The organism is Spirillospora sp. NPDC047279, assembly GCF_040643285.1.
In the GTDB taxonomy this organism is placed as follows: Bacteria; Actinomycetota; Actinomycetes; order Streptosporangiales; family Streptosporangiaceae; genus Spirillospora.
This window is the reverse complement of record NZ_JBEYUA010000016.1, coordinates 15,805-36,706: the sequence shown is the minus strand read 5'-3', so window position 1 is coordinate 36,706 and position 20,902 is coordinate 15,805. Positions and strand designations below refer to the sequence as shown.

18 protein-coding genes are annotated in these 20,902 nt (G+C 73.1%); 7 read left to right on the top strand and 11 right to left on the bottom strand.

Features of this window, described 5'->3' with window-relative positions; genetic code table 11:
- Window positions 1-37 precede the first annotated feature (37 nt).
- Entirely contained in the window at window positions 38-2,845 is a 2,808-nt protein-coding gene (locus ABZ810_RS34550; protein WP_358410439.1) for a hypothetical protein, read from the bottom strand.
- Window positions 2,846-2,959: 114 nt separating this feature from the next.
- Here ABZ810_RS34550 and ABZ810_RS34545 point away from each other — a divergent pair, with 114 nt between their 5' ends.
- Window positions 2,960-3,361 (top strand): hypothetical protein, encoded by a 402-nt coding sequence (locus tag ABZ810_RS34545; RefSeq protein ID WP_358410437.1) that lies wholly within the window; start codon window positions 2,960-2,962, stop codon window positions 3,359-3,361.
- 64 nt (window positions 3,362-3,425) lie between these two features.
- Window positions 3,426-4,553: a phosphoserine transaminase gene (gene serC, locus ABZ810_RS34540; RefSeq protein ID WP_358410436.1), complete on the top strand. Its 1,128-nt coding sequence runs from the start codon at window positions 3,426-3,428 to the stop codon at window positions 4,551-4,553.
- A gap of 124 nt (window positions 4,554-4,677) precedes the next feature.
- Here the strand turns inward: serC and ABZ810_RS34535 are convergent, their stop codons facing one another.
- The gene (locus tag ABZ810_RS34535) at window positions 4,678-5,679 is read right to left on the bottom strand and encodes a hypothetical protein (RefSeq protein ID WP_358410434.1); all 1,002 of its coding nucleotides are present in this window, start codon (window positions 5,677-5,679) and stop codon (window positions 4,678-4,680) included.
- Window positions 5,680-5,867: 188 nt separating this feature from the next.
- Here ABZ810_RS34535 and ABZ810_RS34530 point away from each other — a divergent pair, with 188 nt between their 5' ends.
- Together ABZ810_RS34530 and ABZ810_RS34525 are read left to right on the top strand one after the other, a co-directional pair.
- Window positions 5,868-6,920 carry a hypothetical protein gene (locus ABZ810_RS34530; protein ID WP_358410433.1) on the top strand — a complete coding sequence of 351 codons (1,053 nt, stop codon included), beginning with the start codon at window positions 5,868-5,870 and terminating at the stop codon, window positions 6,918-6,920.
- Window positions 6,921-6,937: 17 nt separating this feature from the next.
- Window positions 6,938-8,923, top strand: a complete 1,986-nt coding sequence (locus ABZ810_RS34525) for a hypothetical protein (RefSeq protein WP_358410432.1) — start codon at window positions 6,938-6,940, stop codon at window positions 8,921-8,923.
- Here the strand turns inward: ABZ810_RS34525 and ABZ810_RS34520 are convergent.
- The 8 genes from ABZ810_RS34520 to ABZ810_RS34485 form a co-directional block, all read right to left on the bottom strand.
- Window positions 8,920-9,684 (bottom strand): SDR family NAD(P)-dependent oxidoreductase, encoded by a 765-nt coding sequence (locus tag ABZ810_RS34520; protein WP_358410430.1) that lies wholly within the window; start codon window positions 9,682-9,684, stop codon window positions 8,920-8,922. The genes ABZ810_RS34525 and ABZ810_RS34520 overlap by 4 nt on opposite strands.
- A 123-nt stretch (window positions 9,685-9,807) precedes the next feature.
- Window positions 9,808-10,872, bottom strand: a complete 1,065-nt coding sequence (locus tag ABZ810_RS34515; RefSeq protein ID WP_358410429.1) for a hypothetical protein — start codon at window positions 10,870-10,872, stop codon at window positions 9,808-9,810.
- A gap of 101 nt (window positions 10,873-10,973) precedes the next feature.
- On the bottom strand, window positions 10,974-12,152 hold the full coding sequence (locus tag ABZ810_RS34510) for an MFS transporter (RefSeq protein WP_358410427.1): 1,179 nt from the start codon (window positions 12,150-12,152) through the stop codon (window positions 10,974-10,976).
- Window positions 12,153-12,163: 11 nt separating this feature from the next.
- On the bottom strand, window positions 12,164-12,727 hold the full coding sequence (thpR, locus tag ABZ810_RS34505; protein WP_358410425.1) for an RNA 2',3'-cyclic phosphodiesterase: 564 nt from the start codon (window positions 12,725-12,727) through the stop codon (window positions 12,164-12,166).
- A gap of 91 nt (window positions 12,728-12,818) precedes the next feature.
- Window positions 12,819-14,636 carry a TerD family protein gene (locus ABZ810_RS34500; protein WP_358410422.1) on the bottom strand — a complete coding sequence of 606 codons (1,818 nt, stop codon included), beginning with the start codon at window positions 14,634-14,636 and terminating at the stop codon, window positions 12,819-12,821.
- Window positions 14,637-14,646: 10 nt separating this feature from the next.
- Window positions 14,647-15,216, bottom strand: coding sequence for a TerD family protein (locus ABZ810_RS34495; RefSeq protein WP_358410419.1), 570 nt, complete (start codon window positions 15,214-15,216; stop codon window positions 14,647-14,649).
- A 191-nt stretch (window positions 15,217-15,407) separates the two neighbouring features.
- Window positions 15,408-16,640, bottom strand: a complete 1,233-nt coding sequence (locus ABZ810_RS34490; RefSeq protein ID WP_358410799.1) for an MFS transporter — start codon at window positions 16,638-16,640, stop codon at window positions 15,408-15,410.
- 203 nt (window positions 16,641-16,843) lie between these two features.
- A complete protein-coding gene (locus tag ABZ810_RS34485; protein WP_358410417.1) occupies window positions 16,844-17,320 on the bottom strand; it encodes a MarR family transcriptional regulator in 477 nt (158 codons plus the stop codon).
- Window positions 17,321-17,518: 198 nt separating this feature from the next.
- On the opposite strand from ABZ810_RS34485, the gene ABZ810_RS34480 reads away from it, so the two are divergent.
- A complete protein-coding gene (locus tag ABZ810_RS34480; RefSeq protein ID WP_358410415.1) occupies window positions 17,519-18,316 on the top strand; it encodes an alpha/beta hydrolase in 798 nt (265 codons plus the stop codon).
- Window positions 18,316-18,870, top strand: a complete 555-nt coding sequence (locus ABZ810_RS34475; RefSeq protein WP_358410413.1) for a WHG domain-containing protein — start codon at window positions 18,316-18,318, stop codon at window positions 18,868-18,870. Before ABZ810_RS34480 ends, ABZ810_RS34475 begins: the two co-directional genes overlap by 1 nt.
- A gap of 59 nt (window positions 18,871-18,929) precedes the next feature.
- Here the strand turns inward: ABZ810_RS34475 and ABZ810_RS34470 are convergent, their stop codons facing one another.
- On the bottom strand, window positions 18,930-20,438 hold the full coding sequence (locus ABZ810_RS34470; protein ID WP_358410412.1) for an NCS2 family permease: 1,509 nt from the start codon (window positions 20,436-20,438) through the stop codon (window positions 18,930-18,932).
- Between the two features lie 159 nt (window positions 20,439-20,597).
- On the opposite strand from ABZ810_RS34470, the gene ABZ810_RS34465 reads away from it, so the two are divergent.
- Entirely contained in the window at window positions 20,598-20,858 is a 261-nt protein-coding gene (locus ABZ810_RS34465; RefSeq protein ID WP_358410411.1) for a DUF2530 domain-containing protein, read from the top strand.
- The last annotated feature ends 44 nt before the right edge of the window (window positions 20,859-20,902 follow it).

Below are 20,902 nucleotides of genomic sequence, written 5' to 3'. Positions count from 1 at the left end.
CACGGCCGGCCACCAGGCCTGACAGCCGCCGCTCCCGTCAGGAGGCGGGCGGGCAGGCCGCCTGCGGTCGCCCGCCGCCGGCCAGCTGCCCGCAGACCTGGACGACGCCGGTGACGCCGTTCTTCTCCACCTTGGACAGCAGCACGGGCTTCTGCTCGACCTCGTGACCGGCGGTGCGCGGGCCGAAGCGCAGCAGGCCGCTCGCCCCCTGCGGGTAGGCGCCCTGGGCGGGCTCGGTCAGCTCCGACAGGATCGCGGCCGCCGTCGGCAGCGTCTGGCCCTGCTCGCTGTAGACACGTTCCGCCACGTTGATGATCGAGCGGGCGGCGTCGTAGCCGATGGCGGCGTGCGTGCGGGACGGCCGGACGTACGCCGGGGCGCTCTTGCCGACCAGCGCGTCCACCACCGGCTCGAACTCGGAGTAGAACGTCTGCAGCGGCCGGTCGCCCACCCAGCGGCGGTCCCAGGCCTCGCGTGCGGCCAGCGGCGTGTAGTAGAGCCGCAGCGTGTCGGTGCGGCCGATCTCGACCGCGCGGTCGCTGACGTACTTGGTCACCTCGTCCCCGGCCAGCACCACGCGCCGCCCACCGCACGAGGTGTTGGCGACCTTGTTGATGAACGACTGGAACTCGTCCGACCGGCCCGCGTAGTAGAAGAGCTGGGCGGGGTCCGTGCACGCCTCGCCCACCATGCCCGGCACCTGGCTCGGGTCGGAGTAGGCGAACATGCGCACCTTGCCGGGCTTGAACGCGTCGGCGAAGTCGCGGGCGAGGTTGCGGCTGTAGAGGTCGTCCCTGGACGCGTCGTAGAAGACGTCGGCGCTGGTCGCCCGGAGGCCGTCGAGCTGGCCGTTCCGGCTCCAGTACGCGGCGTACCTGGCGAGCCGCCAGTTGGACGGCGCCAGCCGGAAGTAGTACGGCGAGAAGCTCGTCCCGCGGCGCGCGGTGAGGTCGTAGGTGTTGGTGGTGCCGATCATCGGCAGCGCCGACTTGGCGAGCACGTCGATCGCGGCGTCCGTCTGGACCCGGCTGTGCCCGAACCCGACCACCGCCACGATGCGCGGGTCCTCGGCGGCCCGCCGCCGGACGTGCCCGGCGACCTCGGCGGCGTACCGGAACCGCGAGCCGGTGTTGGCCAGCAGGACGCGCAGCCGCGGCAGGGCGCTGGCCTCGTTGTGGCGCTCCTGCGCGATCGACAGGCCGACCAGCTCGCCGTGCACGCCCGCCATCAGGTCGGCCTGCGGGTTGCTGTTGCTCGGGTCGGTGGTCATCGGCCCGAGATAGACGATCGTGACGTACGGCCTGCCGGACGACACCGCGTCGGAGTTGAGCCTGCGGATGCGCTTCTCCACGCCCTCCAGCCGCTGCGCGAAGACGTACGACCCGTCGGAGATCCCGATGCACTCCCCGTTGGCGCCGTGCCAGACCGACGTGGGCGCGCAGTAGCGCACCGTCTGGACCGAGATCACCGAGATGGACGCGACAAGGATCATGCCCATCACCACCCACGGCAGCGCCGGATGCGTCAGCCACGGCCGCCGCCGCCCCCGGTAGACCGGCTCGGTGGAGGAGCCGTCGCCCGCCCCGAGATCGACGCGGAACGCGCGCCGCGTGCCGAGCACCCCGACGCGCCGCTGGTCGGCGCGGTGCTCGTTCCAGAACCGGTTGCCGCCGTCGTACTCGCGCAGGTCGCCCAGATCGGTCGCCGCGCCGTCCGCGAGCGGCACCCGGACCGCCGCGGCGAACCCGTCCGCCTCGTCCGCCGAGGCGAACGGGAAGGCGACGACGAGCGGGTCGGCGCGCTCCTCGTCGCGCCGCAGCTCCTCGACCCGCTCGACGAAACGCCGGGCCTGGTCGCGGCTCGGATGGCCGACCGGGAACAGGTCGAAGACGACCGCGGGATAGCGCACCCGGGCCCACGGGGCCCGCATGATCCCGCGCCGGTAGCCGTGCCGCAGGTCCTGGAGGAACGCGGCGACGAGCAGCCGTTCGAGCTCGTCGTCCAGCGGGATCCCCGGGTCGGGCTCGTCCCGGAAGAACACGTCGAGCGCCAGCCCGAGGAAGTCCGACGAGCGGTTGCCGCGCAGGTAGGTCTGTTCCGCCGTGGTGAACCAGCGGTAGCGCCGCCGCCCCGCCCAGTCGCGGGTGCGCGCGGTGATCTGCCCGGCGATGAACACGACGCCGACGGAGGCGGCCAGCATCGCCGCGGCGAGGTCGAGGGTGGCGGCCGTGCCGGCGCTCAGCAGGGCGACCAGCGCGACGCCGATCGGCGCGACCTGCTCCAGGTGCCCCAGCCCCGACGCGAGCCGCCCGCGCTCTCCCGGGCGTTCGGCCGGCACCACGGTCTGCCGGCGCCTGCGGATTCCGCGGCCGAGCAGCGCCCGGCGTTGCGCGTCCTCCTCGGCGGCCTTCAGCTCGCCCGCGAGCTGCCAGGTCTGCCGTTGCGCGTTGGACGAGAAACGCGGCGCCCGCGCGTTCTCCCCGTCCTGCTCCTGCTGGAGCCGCATGCGTCGCAACTCCAGCAGCCACAACGCCATGCTCAGCAGCGGGAAGCGCAGCGCCGGCTCGAACCGCGGGCGGTGCGCCGCCAGGTCGCGGCTCGCGTGGCGCAGCAGCAGCGCCAGGTCGGTGAACGAGGACTGGCCGTCGGCCGTGATGTGGCTGTAGGGCCCGCCGTCGGCCATGCACTCCTCGACGAGGAAGTGCGCGACCTGGCGGGTCTCCTGCGGGGTGCCGATGGTGAGCAGCAACGGGCGCAGCCGGTCGCCGGCCCGGCTCGTCGGCCGTTCGCGCAGCCGCTGGAAGAGGCTGATCAGCCCTTCGAGCCGGGTGACATCGCCGCCCATGTTCACTCGGCACCTCCGGGGTGGCTGGAACGAGCCTGGCGCCCGGTTGGACGCAGACGGCCATGAAATCGACCGCAACCCCGATCAGGGAAGCCCATTTGCAATGATTGGTCCGTGATCGATGACTCGGAGGAGCCGCTCGAGGGCGACATCGGCCCGAGCGCCCGCCCCTCCTCCCCGCCGGCCGCCACCGCGCGGAGCGAGGCGGGCGGATCCGCGCGGGGCGAAGCGGGCGGATCCGGCGACCGGCCCTCCGTCACGGCCGCGGAGGAGCTGAAGCGGTACGAGGAGGAACGCGAGGCGCGGCGCCGCAGCACCAACGCCGCCTCCGGCCGCATCGCCGCCGCGCTGGCCGCGCTGCTGCTGGCGTTCCTCGCGTACGACTCGATCGACACCGCGCTCCAGGCCCGCGACAAGGGCGACCCGTGGCTCTACCCGCCCGCCACGATCGCGGCGGTCTGCCTGGCGGGCCTTGTCGCGCTGCTCGCGTGGGCGCTGCGGCGCCGCCGCAAATGAGTTCCACGTCTCAAGATGCGGGCCAGCGGAAGATCAATACAGCAGGTCAACTACGCTAGGGCGAGTGACCGACAGCGCTAACCCAGCAATTGTCATCCCCTCTGAGCTCAAGCCCGCCGACGGACGCTTCGGCTGCGGCCCGTCCAAGGTGCGGCCCGAACAGCTCGCCGCGCTCGCGGACAGCGGCTCGACCTACATGGGCACCTCACACCGGCAGAAGCCGGTCAAGTCCCTGGTCGGCCGGGTCCGCAGCGGCCTGGCGCAGCTGTTCTCGCTGCCCGACGGCTACGAGGTCCTGCTCAGCAACGGCGGCACCACCGCGTTCTGGGACATCGCGGCCTTCGGGCTCGTACGCGACAAGTCCCAGCACGTGACGTTCGGTGAGTTCTCCAGCAAGTTCGCCAAGGTCACCAAGGGCGCGCCGTGGCTCGCCGACCCGTCGGTGATCTCCGCCGACCCGGGCACGCACCCGCTCCCGGTCGTCGAGGACGGCGTCGACGTCTACGCGCTCACCCACAACGAGACCTCGACCGGCGTCGCCATGCCGATCGAGCGGGTCGGCGGCGACGGCTCCCTGGTGCTGGTGGACGCCACCTCGGGCGCGGGCGGCCTGCCCGTGGACGTGAGCCAGACCGACGTCTACTACTTCGCGCCGCAGAAGTGCTTCGCCTCCGACGGCGGGTTGTGGATCGGCCTCGCCTCGCCGGCGGCGCTCGCGCGCATCGAGGAGATCGCGGCCACCGACCGCTACATCCCCGAGTTCTTCAGCCTGCCCACGGTCGTCGACAACTCGGCCAAGGACCAGACCTACAACACCCCGGCCGTCGCCACGCTCCTGCTGCTCGCCGAGCAGATCGAGTGGATGAACGAGCAGGGCGGCCTGGCCTGGACGACCGGGCGCACCGCCGACTCGTCCCAGCGGCTCTACACCTGGGCCGAGAAGACGTCCTACACCTCGCCGTTCGTGACCGACCCGGCCCAGCGTTCGCAGGTCGTCGGCACGATCGACTTCAGCGACGAGGTCGACGCGGCCGCGGTCGCCAGGACGCTGCGCGCCAACGGCATCGTCGACACCGAGCCGTACCGCAAGCTGGGCCGCAACCAGCTGCGCATCGGCATGTTCCCGGCCATCGACCCGGCCGACGTCGAGGCCCTCACGGCCTGCGTCGACCACGTCGTCGAGCGCCTCTAGCCCACGTCGCCCCATGGGGTGTCCGAAGCACGGCGGAAGGCCGGTCGTCGACCACGACGACCGGCCTTCGGTGTTTCCGGCGCTCGGGCGTTCAGGCGGTTCAGCCGTGCGGGCGCTCGGGCGTTCAGGTGGCGGGGACCAGGATGGGGCGCGGTCCGGGTCCGGGCGCGGGGGGCCGCGGGGCGGGCGTCTCCAGCACCCGGTGCCGGAGGGTGCCGCGGTCGCGGGCCATGTCGGCGGCGGAGAAGCCCGTCCACACCCGGTCGTCCAGGTCCCAGTCGCGGGCGGTCGGGACGAACCCGGCGCGGGCGAGCACGCGCGGCCGGGTCCGGCGGCGCGCGGGGGCCAGCCCGACCTGGAGGTAGGTGCCCTCGCGGAGCATGACGGCGGACACGAACCGCACGCCGGTGTGCCGCTCGGCCTCCCGCAACCATCCCGGGTTGGACACCCAGTAGAAGTTCTGCTCGGCGTCGACCGCCACCGTGAGCGGGCTGAGCGCCGCGCGGGCCAGGTGGACGCGGTCGGGCCGGGCACGGTCGACCCAGGCGAGCGCGGCCCGGCCCACCAGCGAGCCGAGCAGGCCGGTGACCGTGGCCGCGCCCTGGCAGCCGGCCAGCAACTGGAAGACGGGCTCGCTGTCGGTGGTGCCCTGGGCCTGCGGCAGCCGCGGGTGCCGCCGCCTCAGCAGCCCCGCCTCGACGTCCCCGTTGTGGGTCGCCACGATGCCCGCGCCGATCCCGTTCGGCACGACCAGCGGGCTGGCGTTCAGCAGGTCGAACGGGGAGCCCTGGGTCGCCCAGCGGGTGTGGCCCATGGCGATCGGCGAGCGGTCGAGGTCGGCCAGCAGCTCGGTGCGCCAGATCGCGGAGAACCGGCCCCGGCCCTTGATCACGCGGACCCCGCCGTGGCTCATGTCCGAGCGGCGGTCGTCGTCGTGGCCATGAGCGGCCGTGACCCGCCGCGCCGGCCGGCCGGTGAGCAGCGCCACGCCCGCCGAGTCACGGCCCCGCTCCTCGGCCAGCATGCCGAGGGTGACGAAGGCGTCCGACGCCAGGCCGGGATCTTCGGCAAGGGGCGAACGCAGCAACCCGAACAATCCGCACATGCTGGTTGAGATGCAGATCATGAGCTCCCGGTTCGAGCTGTGCGCCCGGGCGAATAAGCTCGGAGCGTGAACCGTGCGCCCCAATGGCTGCTGCCGACCGTGCTGACCGCGCTCATCCTGGCGGTCGTCGTCGGTGCGCTGCTGAATTGAGAACGGCTCCGGGCGTGGGACAAGTGATCAATCCGGGGCCGAGCGGGGAAGATCGCTTCATGCCCAGCGTTCGTGCCACAGCCGCGGCGTTCACCGCGTTCGCCCTCGTCACCGCCACCGCCACCGTCACCGCCCTCGGCACGGGCACCGGCACCACCGCCGCCGCGTCCACCGCGGCCGTTCCGGCGAAGACCTCGGCCGACGCCAAGGTGGCGTTCACGGTCTCCGACGAGCGCATCACCGAGTCGAGCGGGCTGGCGCTCAGCCGGCGGCACCAGGGCGTGACCTACACCCACAACGACTCCGGCGGCGTCGCGCAGGTCTTCGCGCTGGGCCCGGACGGGCGGACGCGGGCGGTGCTGACCCTCGGCGGGGCCGGCGCCCGCGACTGGGAGGGCATGGCCGTCGGGCGGGACGAGAAGGGCCGCCCGGCGATCTACGTGGCCGACATCGGCGACAACCTCGGCGGCGCCTGGCCGTACGTGACGGTCTACCGCATCCCCGAGCCGGCCCGGCTGCGCAGCCAGACCATCCAGGCCACCGCGTTCCGGTTCAAGTACGAGGACGGCCCGCGCAACGCCGAGACGATGATGATCAACCCGCGGACCAACCGTCTCTACATCGCCAGCAAGCTGTTCTCCGGCGGCCTCTACGCGGCTCCCGCGCGGCTGCGCTCCAGCGGCTACAACAAGCTGCGCAGGGTCGGCGACGCGCCGGCGATCGCGACCGACGGCGCGTTCGCCCCGGACGGCCGCAGCTACGTCATCCGTACCTACTTCGGCGCGCGAATCCATGCCATGGGCGACGACGGCAAACCGGGCGGCCTGATGCGCTCTGTCGGCATCCCCGCCCAGGAGCAGGGCGAGTCGGTCACCTACACCGCCGACGGCCAGTCGTTGCTGGCCGGTTCGGAGGGCCGTGACCAGCCCGTCTACCAGATCCCCCTGCCGAAGAGCGCGATCACGACCCCGACGGAGACCGCGCGCCCGGCGGCCGAGGAGGAGGACACACCCGAGCAGAAGCGGGATTCCAAAGGCACCGGTGTGGGGTTGTTCCTGGTGCTGGGCATCGCCGCGGCCGTCGGCTACGGCGTGGTACGGAGACGTTCCTGAAACAGAGGATGCTGACTGTGGAGCAAGAGGTGGTCGGCCTGCACGCGCAGGGGGGCCGGTGGCGCCCGGTGGCCGCGGGCCCGTTCTCCCTGCTGGCGGTGGCGCTCGCGCTGCTGCCCATCCGGCCCGTCTGGCTCTGGGCGGGCCTGATCGCCGCCGTCGCCGCCGCACCGTGGCTGCTCGGCGCCGCCCCCGACGCCCGCCGTCGCACCCGCCCCTACTGGCGGCTCAGCGCCTCGGGCCTCGAACGCCTCGGCCCCGGCGGTCTGAGCATGGTCGCCTACGAACGTTCCCGCATCGAGGCGCTCGCCCTCACGACCGACGACGGCGTCCTGACCGTCTTCCACAAGTTCGGGCGCACCTCCGTCGGCGACCTGGCCGCCATGGGGATGGAGCCGCTGCCGCTTTTCGTGACCGCCCGCCGCCTGGGCATCACCATGCACGTCCTCGACGGCGAGGCCGCCGACCTCCTCGATCCCGCCCTGGAGGAGGGCCCCCGCGTCCCCGCGCTGGACGACACCGGCCTCCCCCGCGACCAGGCCGCCGAGCAGCGCCTGCTCGACCAGGAGGCCCAGCTCCTCCAGGCCGCCCATGACGAGGCCCCGCCCGACCGGGCGCCCAAGGACCCGGTCCGGCTGGCGAGCCCGTCCCCGCTCCCCAGCCGCCGGCGCATCGCCGTGCTCGGCGGCCTCGCCGGGCTGCTCGGCGTCGCGATGGTGATACGCACCGCGGCCGAGGGCGCGCACGGCTTCGGCCCGCGCCTGGCCGCCGGCTGCTGGGCGCTCGCGGCGATCACGGTCGTCATGCTCGCCCGGCGCCGCCTCCTGCGCGCCTCGCGCGTCGAATGGGAGATCACCGCCGACCGCCTCCACGTCCGTGCCCGTCCCGGCCGCCGCGACGGCACCGAGATCCTGTCCTCGGACATCGCGGCCCTGGTGCTCGGCCCCGGCCTGCGGCTCGACCCGGTGACCGGCGATCCCAAGCCCACCCCGGTCTCCGCCCTCGCGTTCGACCACCGGCTCCGCCTGATCGCCCGGCTGCCCGCGCACGGCCTGGACGCCTTCCAGCTGGCGCACGCCCTCGACGACCACGGCTACCGCGTGATCACCCCAGGCACCCGGTCGCCCCGTACGCCCGACTACGGGCTGGACGGCCTGCCGGAGATCTTCGCGCAGGTGCCCGGCGGCCGCCTCGTCGTCGCCGACGACGGCCTGGGCTGGGCCGACGCCGCCGGCGACGTCGTCCTGCGCATGCCCCAGGACCGCATCGGCGGCATCGAGCTGCTCACCATCTCCGGCCACGCCTGGGTGCGGCTCTACGACTCCGACGGCGACGAGTTCTTCGCCGCCCCCCTCTCGGCCCTGCGGATCTCCCGTACCGACCTGCGCGAGTCCGCCCGCCGCGTCGGCCTGCCGATCACCGACGCCGAGTACGACGCCTACCTCAGCGCCGCCTTCCACTCGGCGGTCTCGACCCTCTCCGCCCCCGTCGAGACCACCATCGAGCTGGCTCCCCCGGTCACCGAGCCCGGCGTCCTCCTCGACGCGACCCGGCGCTCCCGCGTCGGCACGTACGGGATGAGCGTGCTGCTCTGCGAGTTCGTCGCCCTCCTGGGCTCGGTCTGGCTGGGCCCCGACCTCGGCGGCTTCCTGCTGACGGCGAGCTGGGCGCTTCCCGCGGGCCTCGTGGTCGGCCTCGGCGGCTACTGGCTGTACGACCGCAACCGTGCCCAGCTCCGCGTCTCCGCCGCCGGCCTGGCCGTGATCACCAAGCGCGGCCGGGTCGAATGGGACCTGGCCCGCGACCGTGTCGGCGGCGTCGGCATCGACGACTCGTCCGACCGCATGCCCCGCCTCGTCGTCTGGAGCCCCGCCGGCCGCGTCCTCCGCCACGTCACGTTCCCGCCCGACCTGGTCGAGCTGCGCCGCGCCTGCGAGAAGTTCGGCCTCCCCTGGGGCCCGCCCGACGCCGACCGCCCGGCGCCCCCGCCCCCCGAGCTCTAGTTAGTGATCTTGCCTCCCGCCACGTCGATCGTGATCCCGCTCAGATAACCCCCGGCCTCCGACGCCAGGAACAACGCCGCCTGGGCGACGTCCCCCGGCGTCCCGATCCTCCCCAGCGGATGGTCCGCGGCCACGCGCTCCTTGATCTCCCCCGGCATCATCGCCTCCACCTTCTCGGTGAGGATCGCCGAAGGCGCGATGCAGTTGACGCGCACCCCCTTCGGCCCGACCTCCCGCGCCAGGTGCCGCGCCATCATCACCACCCCCGCGTTGGCCGCCCCGTAGGCCAGGTTGGCCAGGCTGGGCTGCCGCCCCGCCGCCGACGACATCAGGATGAACGCCCCGCTCCCCCGTTCGGCCATCCCCGCCAGGAACGTCCGCACGGTCAGGAACGCCGACGTCAGATCCGAGTCGATCACCTCCCGCCACCGTTCCTCGGTCAGCTCCGCCGACGGAACCGGAAACCCCTGCCCGCCCGCGAAGGCCGCCACCACGTCCACGGGCCCGAACCGGGCCTCGGTCTCCTCCCGCACCCGCTCCAGCGCCCCCGAGTCCGTCACGTCGGCGATCACCGCCACCGCCGCCCCACCGTCCTTCGAGATGCCCTCCACGACCCCGTCGAGCGCCCCGCCGTCCCGCCCCACGACGCACACCCTGGCCCCCTGCGCCGCGAACTCCCGAGCCGTCTCGGCCCCGATCCCCCGGCTCCCTCCCGTCACCACGACGACCTTCCCCGCAAGATCCGAGTAGCTCCCACCCATGACCGTTCACCCCTTCCCGACTGAGTACCTGCTCACTCCACCATGAGTGAGCACCCACTCATCCGTCAACCCCGAAAAGGCCGGGCGTCCGACCGCCCGGCCTTGAAGAGGTGAACCCCGAGGTCAGCGCACGTCCACGTAATCCGCCCCCGAAATGGCCGGATGATCCGTACTCGTAGAGTCGGGGCTTCCATGGCTGTTCACGTAGTACGCCCGCCAGGAGGCGTCCTTCTTGGTCTGGCACTCCAGCCGGAACCAGCCCTTGGAGTCGGTCAGGGCGCCGCCGTTGGCGCAGAAGGCGTGGCGCCACTGCCGGGCGCCCTTGAGCCGGTAGTCGGCGAAGATCCGCTTGCCTCGGACCGGCTGCCAGCCGCCGGACGAGGTCCAGCGCCACAGCCTCCCCGTGAGCTTGAGCCACTGGCCCACGCGGGCGGGCTCGGGCGAGGCGTTGAAGCCGGTGATGGCGGTCTGGTAGTAGGTCCGGAAGCCGTATCCGTCCTCCACCGCCTGGTAGGAGGCGTCGCCGGCGAAGACCGTCCTGAGCCACCCCTCCTTCCAGGCCGTCGCGCGCAGCACCACCTTGCCGTCGCGACCGGTGGTGCCGGAGGTCAGCCACTTCCAGCCGCCCTTGGGGTACGACCAGTCCTTGCCGCGGGGAGCCCAGTAGAGCGCGACCGTCCGCCCCGGCAGCACCTCGCCGCGGCGCGCCTTCAGCACGCGGCGCACCTCGAACTTCTTGCCCACGAACGGGTAGTCCGGGTTGGTCTCGCGGTCAGGGGTGCCGGGCTGGATCTGGAGGATCGAGACGAGCCCGATGACCTTGGCCCGCGCCGCCGGGTACTCGCCGTCGGCGGGCGTCCACGCGTCGATCTTGCCGTAGCCCGCGACGAGCCGGACACGGAACGACCCGCCGGCCGCGACCGTGGCGGCCGTCTCGTACGGCCCCTCGGCGCCGTCGAACCGGACCTGCGTCCCGCCCGGGGCCGCGCCCCACGCGTCGTCGCCCGTGCGCCGCTGGAGCCTGCCCGAGACGGTGATGTCGGCGTCCCAGTTGGGCACCGCGATCGGGTCGATCACGATCCGCTGCTGCGCGACGCCGTCGGCCGCCGCGCTCGCCCCCAGAACCGGGACGAGTGAAAGGGCGAGACCGGCGACCAGGACGGACGAACCGGAACGGACAGCGAGCACGGACACTCCACGGGGTTTCAGTCGCGACGAAGGCGCCTCAACGTAGCGTCACGAAGATCAGATAAGAAGGCTGCCAGTGAGCACCGCTTCTGTGATCGTTGTCACTGCGCCGCGGGGTGATCCGGCGGCCCCGCCTGGGCGTCTTTCGCATTTTTCCGCCCAAGGGACGCAGAGGCCAGGGAAAGCACGGGCGGGAGGGCGAGGAGGAGGGCTAGGGCGGCGTAGCCGTGGGTGAGGGTGGCTGTTGTGGCGACGGCTGCGACGAGGAGGGGGCCGCCGGCGTCGCCGAGTTCGCGGCCCAGTTCGGCGGCGCCCATGGTCTGGCCCATCCGTTCGCCGGGGGTGGCGGAGGCGAGGGCGGCGAAGCCCAGCGGGGTGATGACGCCGGTCCCGACGCCGATCAGGGCGGCGGCGAGGAGCACTCCGGCGATGCCCGGGAGGGTGGCGGCGGCCAGGCCCGCGGCGGTGACGGCGAGGCCGGTCAGGAGGCCCGTGCGGGTGGTGAGGCGCCCGGCGTCCAGGGCGCGGCCCGTCCGGGGCTGGACGACGGCGGCGCACAGGGCGAGGACGGACACGGCGGCGCCGGTGGCCGGCGGGCCGAGGCCGGCGACGGCGCCGGAGACCGGCAGGAAGCCGACGCCGACCGAGAGGGCCGCGGTGGCCGCGGCGAGCGCGGACGTGGGGCCGAGGAACGTGCGGTCGAGCAGGCGGCGGGCCAGGTCGACGACGGTCTGGCGGGTCTTGGGGAGCGGCGGGACGGCCGGGACCGCGAGGGCGGCCCAGAGCGCGACGGCGGCGGCGAGGACGGCCAGGGTGACGAAGAGCAGGCGCAGGCCGCCGGCCCAGACCAGCCCGCCGCCGAGCAGGGGCCCGAGGGTGTAGCCGATGGACTTGTAGAAGCCGTACGAGCCGAAGGCCCTTCCGTGGGAGGCGCCGGGGTTGAGGCGGGCCACCAGGGCGGAGGCGGAGGGTGAGAAGGCGGAGGCGGCGGCCCCCTGGCCGAGGCGGGCCAGCCACAGGTGGGCGGCGCTGTCGGCGAGCGCGAAGACGGCCGAGGCGAGGGCGAACGCGACGAGGCCGCCCAGCAGGACGGGGCGGGCGCCGATGCGGTCGGCGAGCGTGCCGAAGATCGGCTTCAGCACCACCTCGGCGCCGTCGTACAGGGCGAGGAGGCCGCCCAGGACGAGCAGCGAGGTGACGGTGTCCTCGGAGCCGAGGTTGGCGGCGATGCCGTGGGCGCCGAAGGCCGTGGTGAACCCCGCCGCGTACAGCGGCCACATCCGTGCGCTTCTCAGCGGAGAGTCCAGGTCTTGAGCGACTCGTACGCCAGTGGCGGCTGGTCCTTGCCGGGCAGGTGGCTGCGCACCAGGTGGACCGAGGCCGCCGTCCAGGGGGCTCCGGCGAACGCCGACAGCGGCTCCAGCAGGGGCCGGACGTCCACCGGGTTGCGGGAGCGGGCCAGGGTCAGGTGCGGCCGGAACCCGCGGTGCTTGTCGGGGGGCGTTCCGGCGCGGCGGCCGGCGGCGGTGGTCGAGGCGGCGAGCCGCGCCAGACCGCGGCGGTCGCCGTAGATGCCCGCCCAGACGACGCGCGCGTGCGCGCCGTTGCCGGGGAAGGCGCCCACGCCGGCGAGGGAGAGCGACAGCCGGTCGTGGCGGGCGGCCGCGCGTTCGAGGCGCGGCAGCAGCTTCTCCAACGTGCGGTCGTCGATCTCGCCGAGGAACGTGAGCGTGACGTGGATCAGCTCGCGGCGGATCCACCTGAGGCCGGGCCACTCCGCCTTGTGGGGGGCGATGAACTCCTCGAGCTCGTCCAGCGCCTCGGGCGGCGGCACGAGGGCGACGAAGAGTCTCATCGGCGTTCCCGAGGACGCCGGACGCGCATCGCCACCCGCACAGCCTTTCAGCACTTGAGGCGCCTTGTCACGCCTTACCTGGGCGGCCCCTTCAGCCGAGGGACTGCGACTCTCCCCCGTACGAGGCGATCGTGCGCGCGTGAGCTCCCAGCACGTGGGCCAGCAGGGCCGGCGCCCGCCGCCCGTCGCCGGCGTCGGGCAGCACGTCCGGGGTGAGCGTCCAGTCGGCGCCCACCCACGGGTCGGCGACGCTGCCCGGGCTGGACGGCAGGGAGTTGCAGACCTGCCGGACCCGCATCGCGCGCACCGAGTCGGCGGTCGGGGTGTCGGTCTCGACCAGCAGCACCGGAACGCCGACGAGCGGGCCGTCCTCGACCAGCCGCAGCACCTGGTGCGCCTGGTCGCCGTCGAGCATCGCGCCCGCGTCCAGGACGACCGCGAGCCTGATCGGCGGCCCGCCGGGCAGGTCGGACTCGGCGGCGCCGACCCCGCGCAGGTCGATCAGGTCCAGCAGGCGGCGGAGGCGGTCGGCGGCGGCGGGGCCGGTGGCCACGCCACCGCCCAGCAGCACCTCGCGCGGCACCGGGCCGGCCGCCAGGTCCAGGTCGTTCACCCAGGAGGCGCCCGACAGGCCGGCGGCGTCGATCACTTCGAGGCCGGCGACCCCGGGCGGTACGGCGGCCAGGAACCGGGCGACCAGCGACCACGCGTACGCGACCGAGTCGGTGGGCAGCTCGCCGCGCGAGATCCAGATGCCGCGCCGCCACGGCATGCGCAGCACGAGCGGTGCCTGGAGGCCGGGCAGCTCGTCCACCGAGAGCCCGCCCAGCAGGACGCCGTCGGCGAGGTCGGCGCGCGGCTGCCAGGTCAGCCAGGACGGCCCGGAGAACGGCGCGACCTCGGCCGTGCAGTACGGCTCGCAGCCGGCGAGCTCGCCGCGGAGCTGGGCCGCGTCGGACTCCAGGCGTTCGGCCGCGGCGGCCATGAGCTCCTGGTAACGGCCGCCCGGCGTCGTGGACGCGACCCGTCCGGCGATCTCGTCGTTGCGGATGACCAGCGCGTGCTCGGTCGAGGACCGGAACGCCGCCAGCGAGCGGCTGGCGTCCTCCCAGACCAGCCAGCACCGCTCGACGTAGCCGACCTCGTGCTGCCCGGGCGCCTGCGCCTGCGGCGCCGCTTGCGGCGGGCCCGGCGGGGGCGGCGGGGGCTGCGAGGGCGTGGCGTGCTGCGGCCGGTCGGGCGGCAGCGGAGGGCGCGGGGGCTGTGGCCGCCGTGGCGGCTGCGGGGCACGCGGGGGGCTCGGCGGCCGGGGCGGGGTGGGGGCGGGCGCCTGGTGCGGGGCGGGCGCCCGGTGCGGGGACGGCGCCGCGCCGAGACCGGGCGGCGGCGGGCTCGCGATGGGCTCGTCGCCGGGGTCGTCGACCTCGACGCCGTGGTCGGTGACCAGCGCGGCCAGCCCGCCCGCGTAGCCCTGACCGACCGCGCGGACCTTCCAGGCACCGGCCCGCCGGTAGACCTCCAGGGCGATGATCGCCTTCTCCGGGCCGAGGCCGGAGACGGTGTAGACGGCCCGCACGGTCCCGTCGTCGCCGACGAGCTCGACGCGGGGCGGCGGGAGGGCGCCGAACGCGACCGGACCGGTGAGGCTCACCGCCACCAGCACGGCCTGCGCGCCCGCGTCCACCGCGTCCAGGTCGAGGTCGATCCGCTGGCCGCCGCCGGCCGTCTCCGACCAGCGCACGCCGGGGGCCTCGGGGGCGTTGAAGAAGACCAGGTCGACGTCCGACCGGACGTGCCGGTCGGCGTCGACGATCAGCGCGCTCACGTCGGCGGGCACCGCGCACGACACGACGGCGCCGACCCGGCGCGCGGGGAGCGCGGTGTTGGCACCGCGGGAAAGCTCGGTCATCGGAACGGGCTCAGGCGTGCGCGGTGATCGACGGCAGCATGTCCTGGAACGTGCGGCCCTGGCAGGGTTCGCCGATCGCGGCCATCTTCCAGCCGCTGGCGTGCCGGTAGAGGCGGGCCATCACCATGGCGGTGTGGGTGCCGCCGCCGGTGAGCGTGTAGCGGGCCAGCTCGCCGCCCGCGTTCTCGTCGACCAGGCGGCAGAACGCGTTGTCGACCTCGTCGAACGTCTGGCCGTTGAACGAGCTGACCGTGAAGACCAGCGAGGAGACGTGGACGGGCAGCCGGCCGAGATCGACGATCACCGACTCGTCGTCGCCGTCGCCGTGCCCGGTCACGTTGTCGCCGGTGTGCCGCACCGAGCCGTCGTCGCTGACCAGCTTGCCGAAGTAGACGACGTCGGCGAGGCGCCCGTCGGCGAACAGCACGCACGAGGCGTCCAGGTCGATCTCCTGCTGGCGCGCCCCGAAGAACCCCTTCTTCTTGACCGCGTCCCAGCCCAGGCCCATGCGGACCATGGACAACGCGTCACCGGGCTTCTCCAGCGAGATCCGCTGGCCCTTCTGCATCGAGACGGCCATCGCCGTGACCTCCCCCTCATTCTCAGCGCAACGGCATCGAGCACATCAAAGCGGATCACCCCCGGCAAGCCCCGCGATGACCGTCAAAGAGTGTCAGGCGGCGCGCCCCGCTGTCATCCCGTTCCGTCCACGTGAACGCTCGGAATGATCAGCAGTGGGTGATCAACGGGGGGTGATCGGCAGGGCGGCGATCAGGTGAACGCCCGGGCCAGCCGGCGCGGCACCTGGGCGACCGACTCGCGCGGCGCGGCCAGCGCCGCGACGACGAGCGCGGTGACCGTGGCGATGAGGCCGCCGGCGACGATGGTCATGCGCGGGCCGAACGCCTCCGCCATCCAGCCGACCATGGGGGCGCCCAGCGGGTTGGTGCCCATGAAGACCAGCATGTAGAGCCCCATCACCCGGCCGCGCATCTCCGGCTCGACGCTCAGCTGCATCGTCGCGTTCGCCGCCGTGGTGAACGTCATCAGCGCGATGCCGGTGGGGACGAGCATCGCCAGGAACGTGACGTACGTGGGCATCAGGCCGGTGGCGACCTCCAGCACGCCGAAGACCAGGACCGCGCCGAGGAGGAGGCGCAGCCGGGGGCGGGACGCGCGGCGGGCGGCGAGCAGCGCGCCGGTGAGCGCGCCGACGGCGAGCATGCTGGACGCGAGCCCGAACGAGGACGCCCCGGTGTGGAAGACCTCGCGGGCGACGAGCGCGACCGTGATCTGGAAGTTCATGCCGAACGTGGCGACGAAGCCGACGAGCGCGAGCACCAGCATCAGGTCGCGGCGGCCGCGCACGTACCTGAGCCCCTCGCGGAGCTGGCCCTTGGCACGTGCCACGGGCTCGGCGACGTTGAGCTCGTTCACGCGCATCGTGTACAGGCCGAAGAGCACGGCGCCGAACGACGCCGCGTTCACCAGGAACACCGGCCCGGTGCCGATCGCGGCGATCAGCAGGCCGGCGAGCGCCGGGCCGAGCAGCCGGGCGCCGTTGAACGTGGCGCTGTTGAGCGCGATCGCGTTCGGCAGGTCGCGCTTGCCGACCATCTCGACCACGAAGGCCTGGCGGGTGGGGTTGTCGACGACGGTGGCGAGGCCGAGCCCGAACGCCAGCACGTAGACGTGCCACACCTGCGCGGTGCCGGTCATCGCCAGCACGCCCAGGATCAGCGCGAGCGCCCCCATCGAGACCTGGGTGATCATCAGGACGGTGCGCTTGGCGTAGCGGTCGGCGATCACGCCGCCCCAGAGCCCGAAGAGCAACATCGGCAGGAACTGGAGCCCGGTGGTGATGCCGAGCGCGACGCCGCTGCCGTGGGCGAGCTCGAGGACGAGCCAGTCCTGGGCGATGCGCTGCATCCACGTACCGGTGTTGGAGACGACCTGGCCGGCGGTGAAGAGCCGGTAGTTGCGGTTGCGAAGCGAACGGAACATGCCGCCCGTGGCCTTGGGCTCGGCCTTGGGCTCGGCCTTGGGCTCGGCCTTGGGCTCGGCCTTGGGCTCGGCCTTGGGCTCGGCCTTGGGCTCGGCCTTGGGCTCGGCCTTGTGCTCGGGCTCGGGCTCGACGCCCGAGGTGGCCTCCGCGCCGGACTCCGCGACGGATTCGGTCACAGGTCCGGTGACCGCCTCGTCGTCGGTCAGGCCTGGCTGAGCTTGTCCAGGATCGGCGCGGCCTTGCGCAGGATCGCCCGCTCCTCCGCCGTCAGCTCGCTCAGGCGCTGCGACAACCACGCCTCCTTGCGGCGGCGTTCCCCCGCCAGGAGGTCTCGGCCCGCCGTCGTCACGCTCAGCACCACCTGACGGCCGTCCGTCGGGTGCGGGCTGCGTTCCACCAGGCCCTGGCCCTCCAGATACGCGATCACTCGCGTCATCGAGGGGGGTTGCACCTTCTCGTGGTCGGCCAGCTCGCGCGGGGTCATCGAGCGGTGCCGTTCGAGCGCGGCGAGCGCGGCGAACTGGGTCAGCGAGAGCGGGCTCGCCTCGCCGGCGCCTTCGGTCGGGACGGGCCTCAGCGTGCGCAGGCGGCGCGACAGCCGGGCGATCGAGATGCGCAGATCCTCGGCCAGGCCGTGGGACGTGGACACCGCGCGCCTTCCGGTCGGTGGCATGGTCATGTTCGTTCGCAGAAGTCATTGCCTTTGCTAACGATCCGGCGCCGGCGGATATTCCGCCCGACGGCCGCGATCCCCAATGACCTCAGCCCCTCCGATCGGTCTGTGGACTGCCTCGACCATCGTCCCACGGACACCGCTTGACAAGCATTAGCTAAGAGCATTAGCTTTAAGGCTATCGAGCTAAGGGAGTTGATGGACATGACCGAGTACCTGGACGTGGACGGCGGACGGATCGCCTACGACGTGACCGGCGGAGACGGCCCGCTGGTCGTGCTCGCCCCCGGGATGGGCGTCGTGCGGGGCACCTTCCGCCTGCTGGCCCCGAAGCTGGCCGAGGCCGGCTACCGGGTCGCCGCCCTCGACCTGCGGGGCCACGGCGAGTCGAGCGTGCCGTTCGCCTCGTACAGCATCACCGACAGCGGCAAGGACCTCGCGGCGCTGATCCGCCACCTCGGCGGCGGCCCGGCCGTGGTGCTCGGCAACTCGTTCTCCAGCGGTTCCGCCGCCTGGGTCGCGGCGCACGAGCCCGCGCTGGTCCGCGCGATCGTCCTGGAGGCCCCGTTCGCCCGCACGGTCAAGATGAACCCGGTGATGCGCCAGCTCGCCAGGGTGATCCTCAGCGTCCCCACCCTGTGGGGGATCTACTACAAGAACCTGCTCAAGGGACCGAAGCCGGACGACTTCCCCGCCTACCTCAAGGCCCTGAAGGCCAACATGGGCGAGCGCGGGCGGCTGGCCGCGGCCCGCACGATGGGCCTGGACGACAAGCCCGAGATGGAGGGCGTGCTGACCCGGGTCGCCCAGCCCGCGCTGGTCGTCATGGGCACCAGGGACCCCGACTTCCCCGACCCCCGGGCCGAGGCCGAGATCGTCGCGGGCGAGCTCGCGGGCAAGACCGAGATCGTGATGATCGAGGGCTCGGGCCACTACCCTCACCAGGAGTTCCCCGCCGAGACGGCCGCCACCGTCCTGACGTTCCTGAACGAGGTCGCCTGATGCCGCGTGTGGGTCTCTCCCCGGACGGGGTCGTCGACGCCGCGATCACCATCGTGGACGCCGAGGGCCCCGCCGCCCTCACCCTCTCCGCCGTCGCCGCCCAGGCGGGCGTGGCCACGCCGTCCCTCTACAAGCACGTGCGCAACCTCGCCGAGCTGCGCCGGCTGATCACGCTGCGGGTGGTGCAGGAGCTGACCGAACGGCTCGGCGACGCGGTGCTCGGCCGCTCCGGCGACGACGCGGTACGCGCGATCATGCGCGCGTACCGGTCGTACGTCGTCGACCACCCGGCCCGCTACGCGGCGATGGACCAGGCCCCCGACCCCGAACCGCGACTGGAGGCCGCGTCCGACCGGCTGCTCGGCATCATCCTGGCGGCCCTGCGGGCGTACGAGCTCGACGGCTCCGACCTCGTCCACGCCGCCCGCGCGCTGCGCTCGTCCGCGCACGGCTTCGCGATCCTGGAGGCGTCGGGAGGCTTCGGCCTCCCGGAGGATCTGGAGACCAGCTACGAGCTCCTCATCACCATGGTCACCGGCGGCCTGCGCCGCTGACCCGGCCGCGCAGGCCGCACCGGCCGCACCGGCCGCACCGGCCGGGCCGACCGCGCCGGCTAGACGCCCAGGATCTCCCTGAGCGGGTCGAGCGCGAAGTAGAGCACGAACAGGGCCGCGATCAGCCACATCAGCGGGTGGATCTCGGCGAAGCGCCGCCGCGCCGCCTTGATGGCCACGTAGCTGATGAAGCCGGCGCCGATGCCGACGGTGATCGAGTACGCGAACGGCATGAGCACGATCGTGAGGAACGCCGGGATCGCGATGTCGTAGTCGTTCAGGTCGATGTGCTTGATCTGCGTCATCATCAGGAAGCCGACCACCACCAGCGCCGGGGTCGCCGCCTCGAACGGCACGACGGTCACCAGCGGCGCGAAGAACATCGCCACCAGGAAGAGCCCGCCGGTCACCACGCTGGCCAGCCCGGTCCGCGCCCCCTCGGCGACGCCGGCCGCGGACTCGATGTAGGTGGTGTTGGACGACACCGACGCCGCGCCGCCCGCCGCGGCACCGGCCGAGTCGATCAGCAGGACGTTGCGGATGCCGGGCAGGTCGCCCTTCTCGTCGAGCGCGTCGGCCTCCTTGCCGACGCCCACGACCGTGCCCATCGTGTCGAAGAAGTCGGCGAGCATGACGGTGAAGACGAACAGGATCGCCGCCGTGACCCCGACGCGCTCGAAGCTGCCGAAGAGGCTGAACTGGCCGACCAGGCTGAGGTCGGGGGTGCCTGCGATCTTGTCCGGCAGTTCCGGCACGTTCAGCTGCCAGCCGTCCGGGTTGATCTGCGGCTTGCCGTCCGGGCCCGGGCCCTTGTTGTACGGGCCGACCTCGGCGATCGCCTCGACCACCATCGCCACGACGGTGGTGGCGAGGATGCCGATCAGGATCGCGCCCTTCACCCGCAGCGCGACCAGCAGCACGGTGAGCAGGAGCCCGAACACGAAGACCAGCGTCGGCCAGCCCGACAGGCTCCCCGTGGCGCCCAGCTGGAGCGGCACGTTCGCCTCGCCCACCGCGCCCGGGATGCGGCGCACGAACCCGGCGTCCACGAACCCGATCAGCGCGATGAAGAAACCGATGCCGACGGCGATCGCCGTCTTGAGCCCGGACGGGATGGCGCGGAACACCGCCACCCGGAACCCGGTGATCACCAGGATGCCGATGATGATGCCCTCGAGCACGATGATGCCCATCGCGTCTTCCCAGGACATGCCGCTGGCGAGGCTGTAGGCGACCACCGCGTTCAGCCCGAGCCCGGCCGCCATCGCGAACGGATAGCGGCCGATCACGCCCATGCCGAGCGTCAGCACGCCGGCCACCAGCGCGGTCGCCGCCGCGACGAGCGGGATGGCGGCGCCGGGCGTGGTCAGGTCGCCGAGGAACTGCTTGTCCGCGTCGGCCACCGTCCCGAGGATCAGCGGGTTGAGGACGACGATGTAGGCCATCGTGAAGAACGTGGCGAGCCCGCCACGGATCTCGCGGGGCACCGTGGAGCCCCGTTCAGAGATCTTGAAGTACCGGTCCAGTGGGCTGGTGCGCCGCTCGGCAGGGGCATCGGTTGTGCTCATGCGCGCACGCTGGCAGAAAGACGGGCGCCCCAAAAGACCTTATTCAGTAACGAATGTGCTGCAAACGATCATCGTTACGCAGGTGAAACACGGCCGACCCACGACCGGCCCCACCGGGTGCGATCCGGGACCCGGCAGGCCGCCGACTAGGCTGAACGCATGACCCGTGAACGCCGTCCGGACCCGCCGCCGATGGTGACCAACGACGTGCGCGTCGCCCTGGCCGGCACCGCGGCCTGGGCGGTCGCCCTGGTGGTCCTTCTGATCATCGGGCCGGGCGAGGACGACCGGTGGTGGTTGTGGGTCTGCGTCGCGGGCATCGTGATCGGCCTGTTCGCGACCTGGTACGTCCCGCGGCTGCAACGCGGCCGCGCCCGCCTCGAAGCCGAGCGCGCCGCGTCCCGCGAGGCCCAGAGCTAGAGCCGCAGAGCTGGAGACGCAGACCCAGAGGCGCAGTGCTGGAG

Coding starts and splice junctions, on each gene's coding strand:
- ABZ810_RS34485 (WP_358410417.1), bottom strand. CDS start 17,320: ATGACCATGCCACCGACCGGAAGGCGCGCGGTGTCCACGTCCCACGGC.
- ABZ810_RS34490 (WP_358410799.1), bottom strand. CDS start 16,640: ATGTTCCGTTCGCTTCGCAACCGCAACTACCGGCTCTTCACCGCCGGC.
- ABZ810_RS34475 (WP_358410413.1), top strand. CDS start 18,316: ATGCCGCGTGTGGGTCTCTCCCCGGACGGGGTCGTCGACGCCGCGATC.
- ABZ810_RS34535 (WP_358410434.1), bottom strand. CDS start 5,679: ATGATCTGCATCTCAACCAGCATGTGCGGATTGTTCGGGTTGCTGCGT.
- ABZ810_RS34470 (WP_358410412.1), bottom strand. CDS start 20,438: ATGAGCACAACCGATGCCCCTGCCGAGCGGCGCACCAGCCCACTGGAC.
- ABZ810_RS34495 (WP_358410419.1), bottom strand. CDS start 15,216: ATGGCCGTCTCGATGCAGAAGGGCCAGCGGATCTCGCTGGAGAAGCCC.
- ABZ810_RS34550 (WP_358410439.1), bottom strand. CDS start 2,845: ATGGGCGGCGATGTCACCCGGCTCGAAGGGCTGATCAGCCTCTTCCAG.
- ABZ810_RS34520 (WP_358410430.1), bottom strand. CDS start 9,684: ATGGGTGGGAGCTACTCGGATCTTGCGGGGAAGGTCGTCGTGGTGACG.
- thpR (WP_358410425.1), bottom strand. CDS start 12,727: ATGAGACTCTTCGTCGCCCTCGTGCCGCCGCCCGAGGCGCTGGACGAG.
- ABZ810_RS34510 (WP_358410427.1), bottom strand. CDS start 12,152: ATGTGGCCGCTGTACGCGGCGGGGTTCACCACGGCCTTCGGCGCCCAC.
- ABZ810_RS34500 (WP_358410422.1), bottom strand. CDS start 14,636: ATGACCGAGCTTTCCCGCGGTGCCAACACCGCGCTCCCCGCGCGCCGG.
- ABZ810_RS34465 (WP_358410411.1), top strand. CDS start 20,598: ATGACCCGTGAACGCCGTCCGGACCCGCCGCCGATGGTGACCAACGAC.
- ABZ810_RS34530 (WP_358410433.1), top strand. CDS start 5,868: ATGCCCAGCGTTCGTGCCACAGCCGCGGCGTTCACCGCGTTCGCCCTC.
- ABZ810_RS34480 (WP_358410415.1), top strand. CDS start 17,519: ATGACCGAGTACCTGGACGTGGACGGCGGACGGATCGCCTACGACGTG.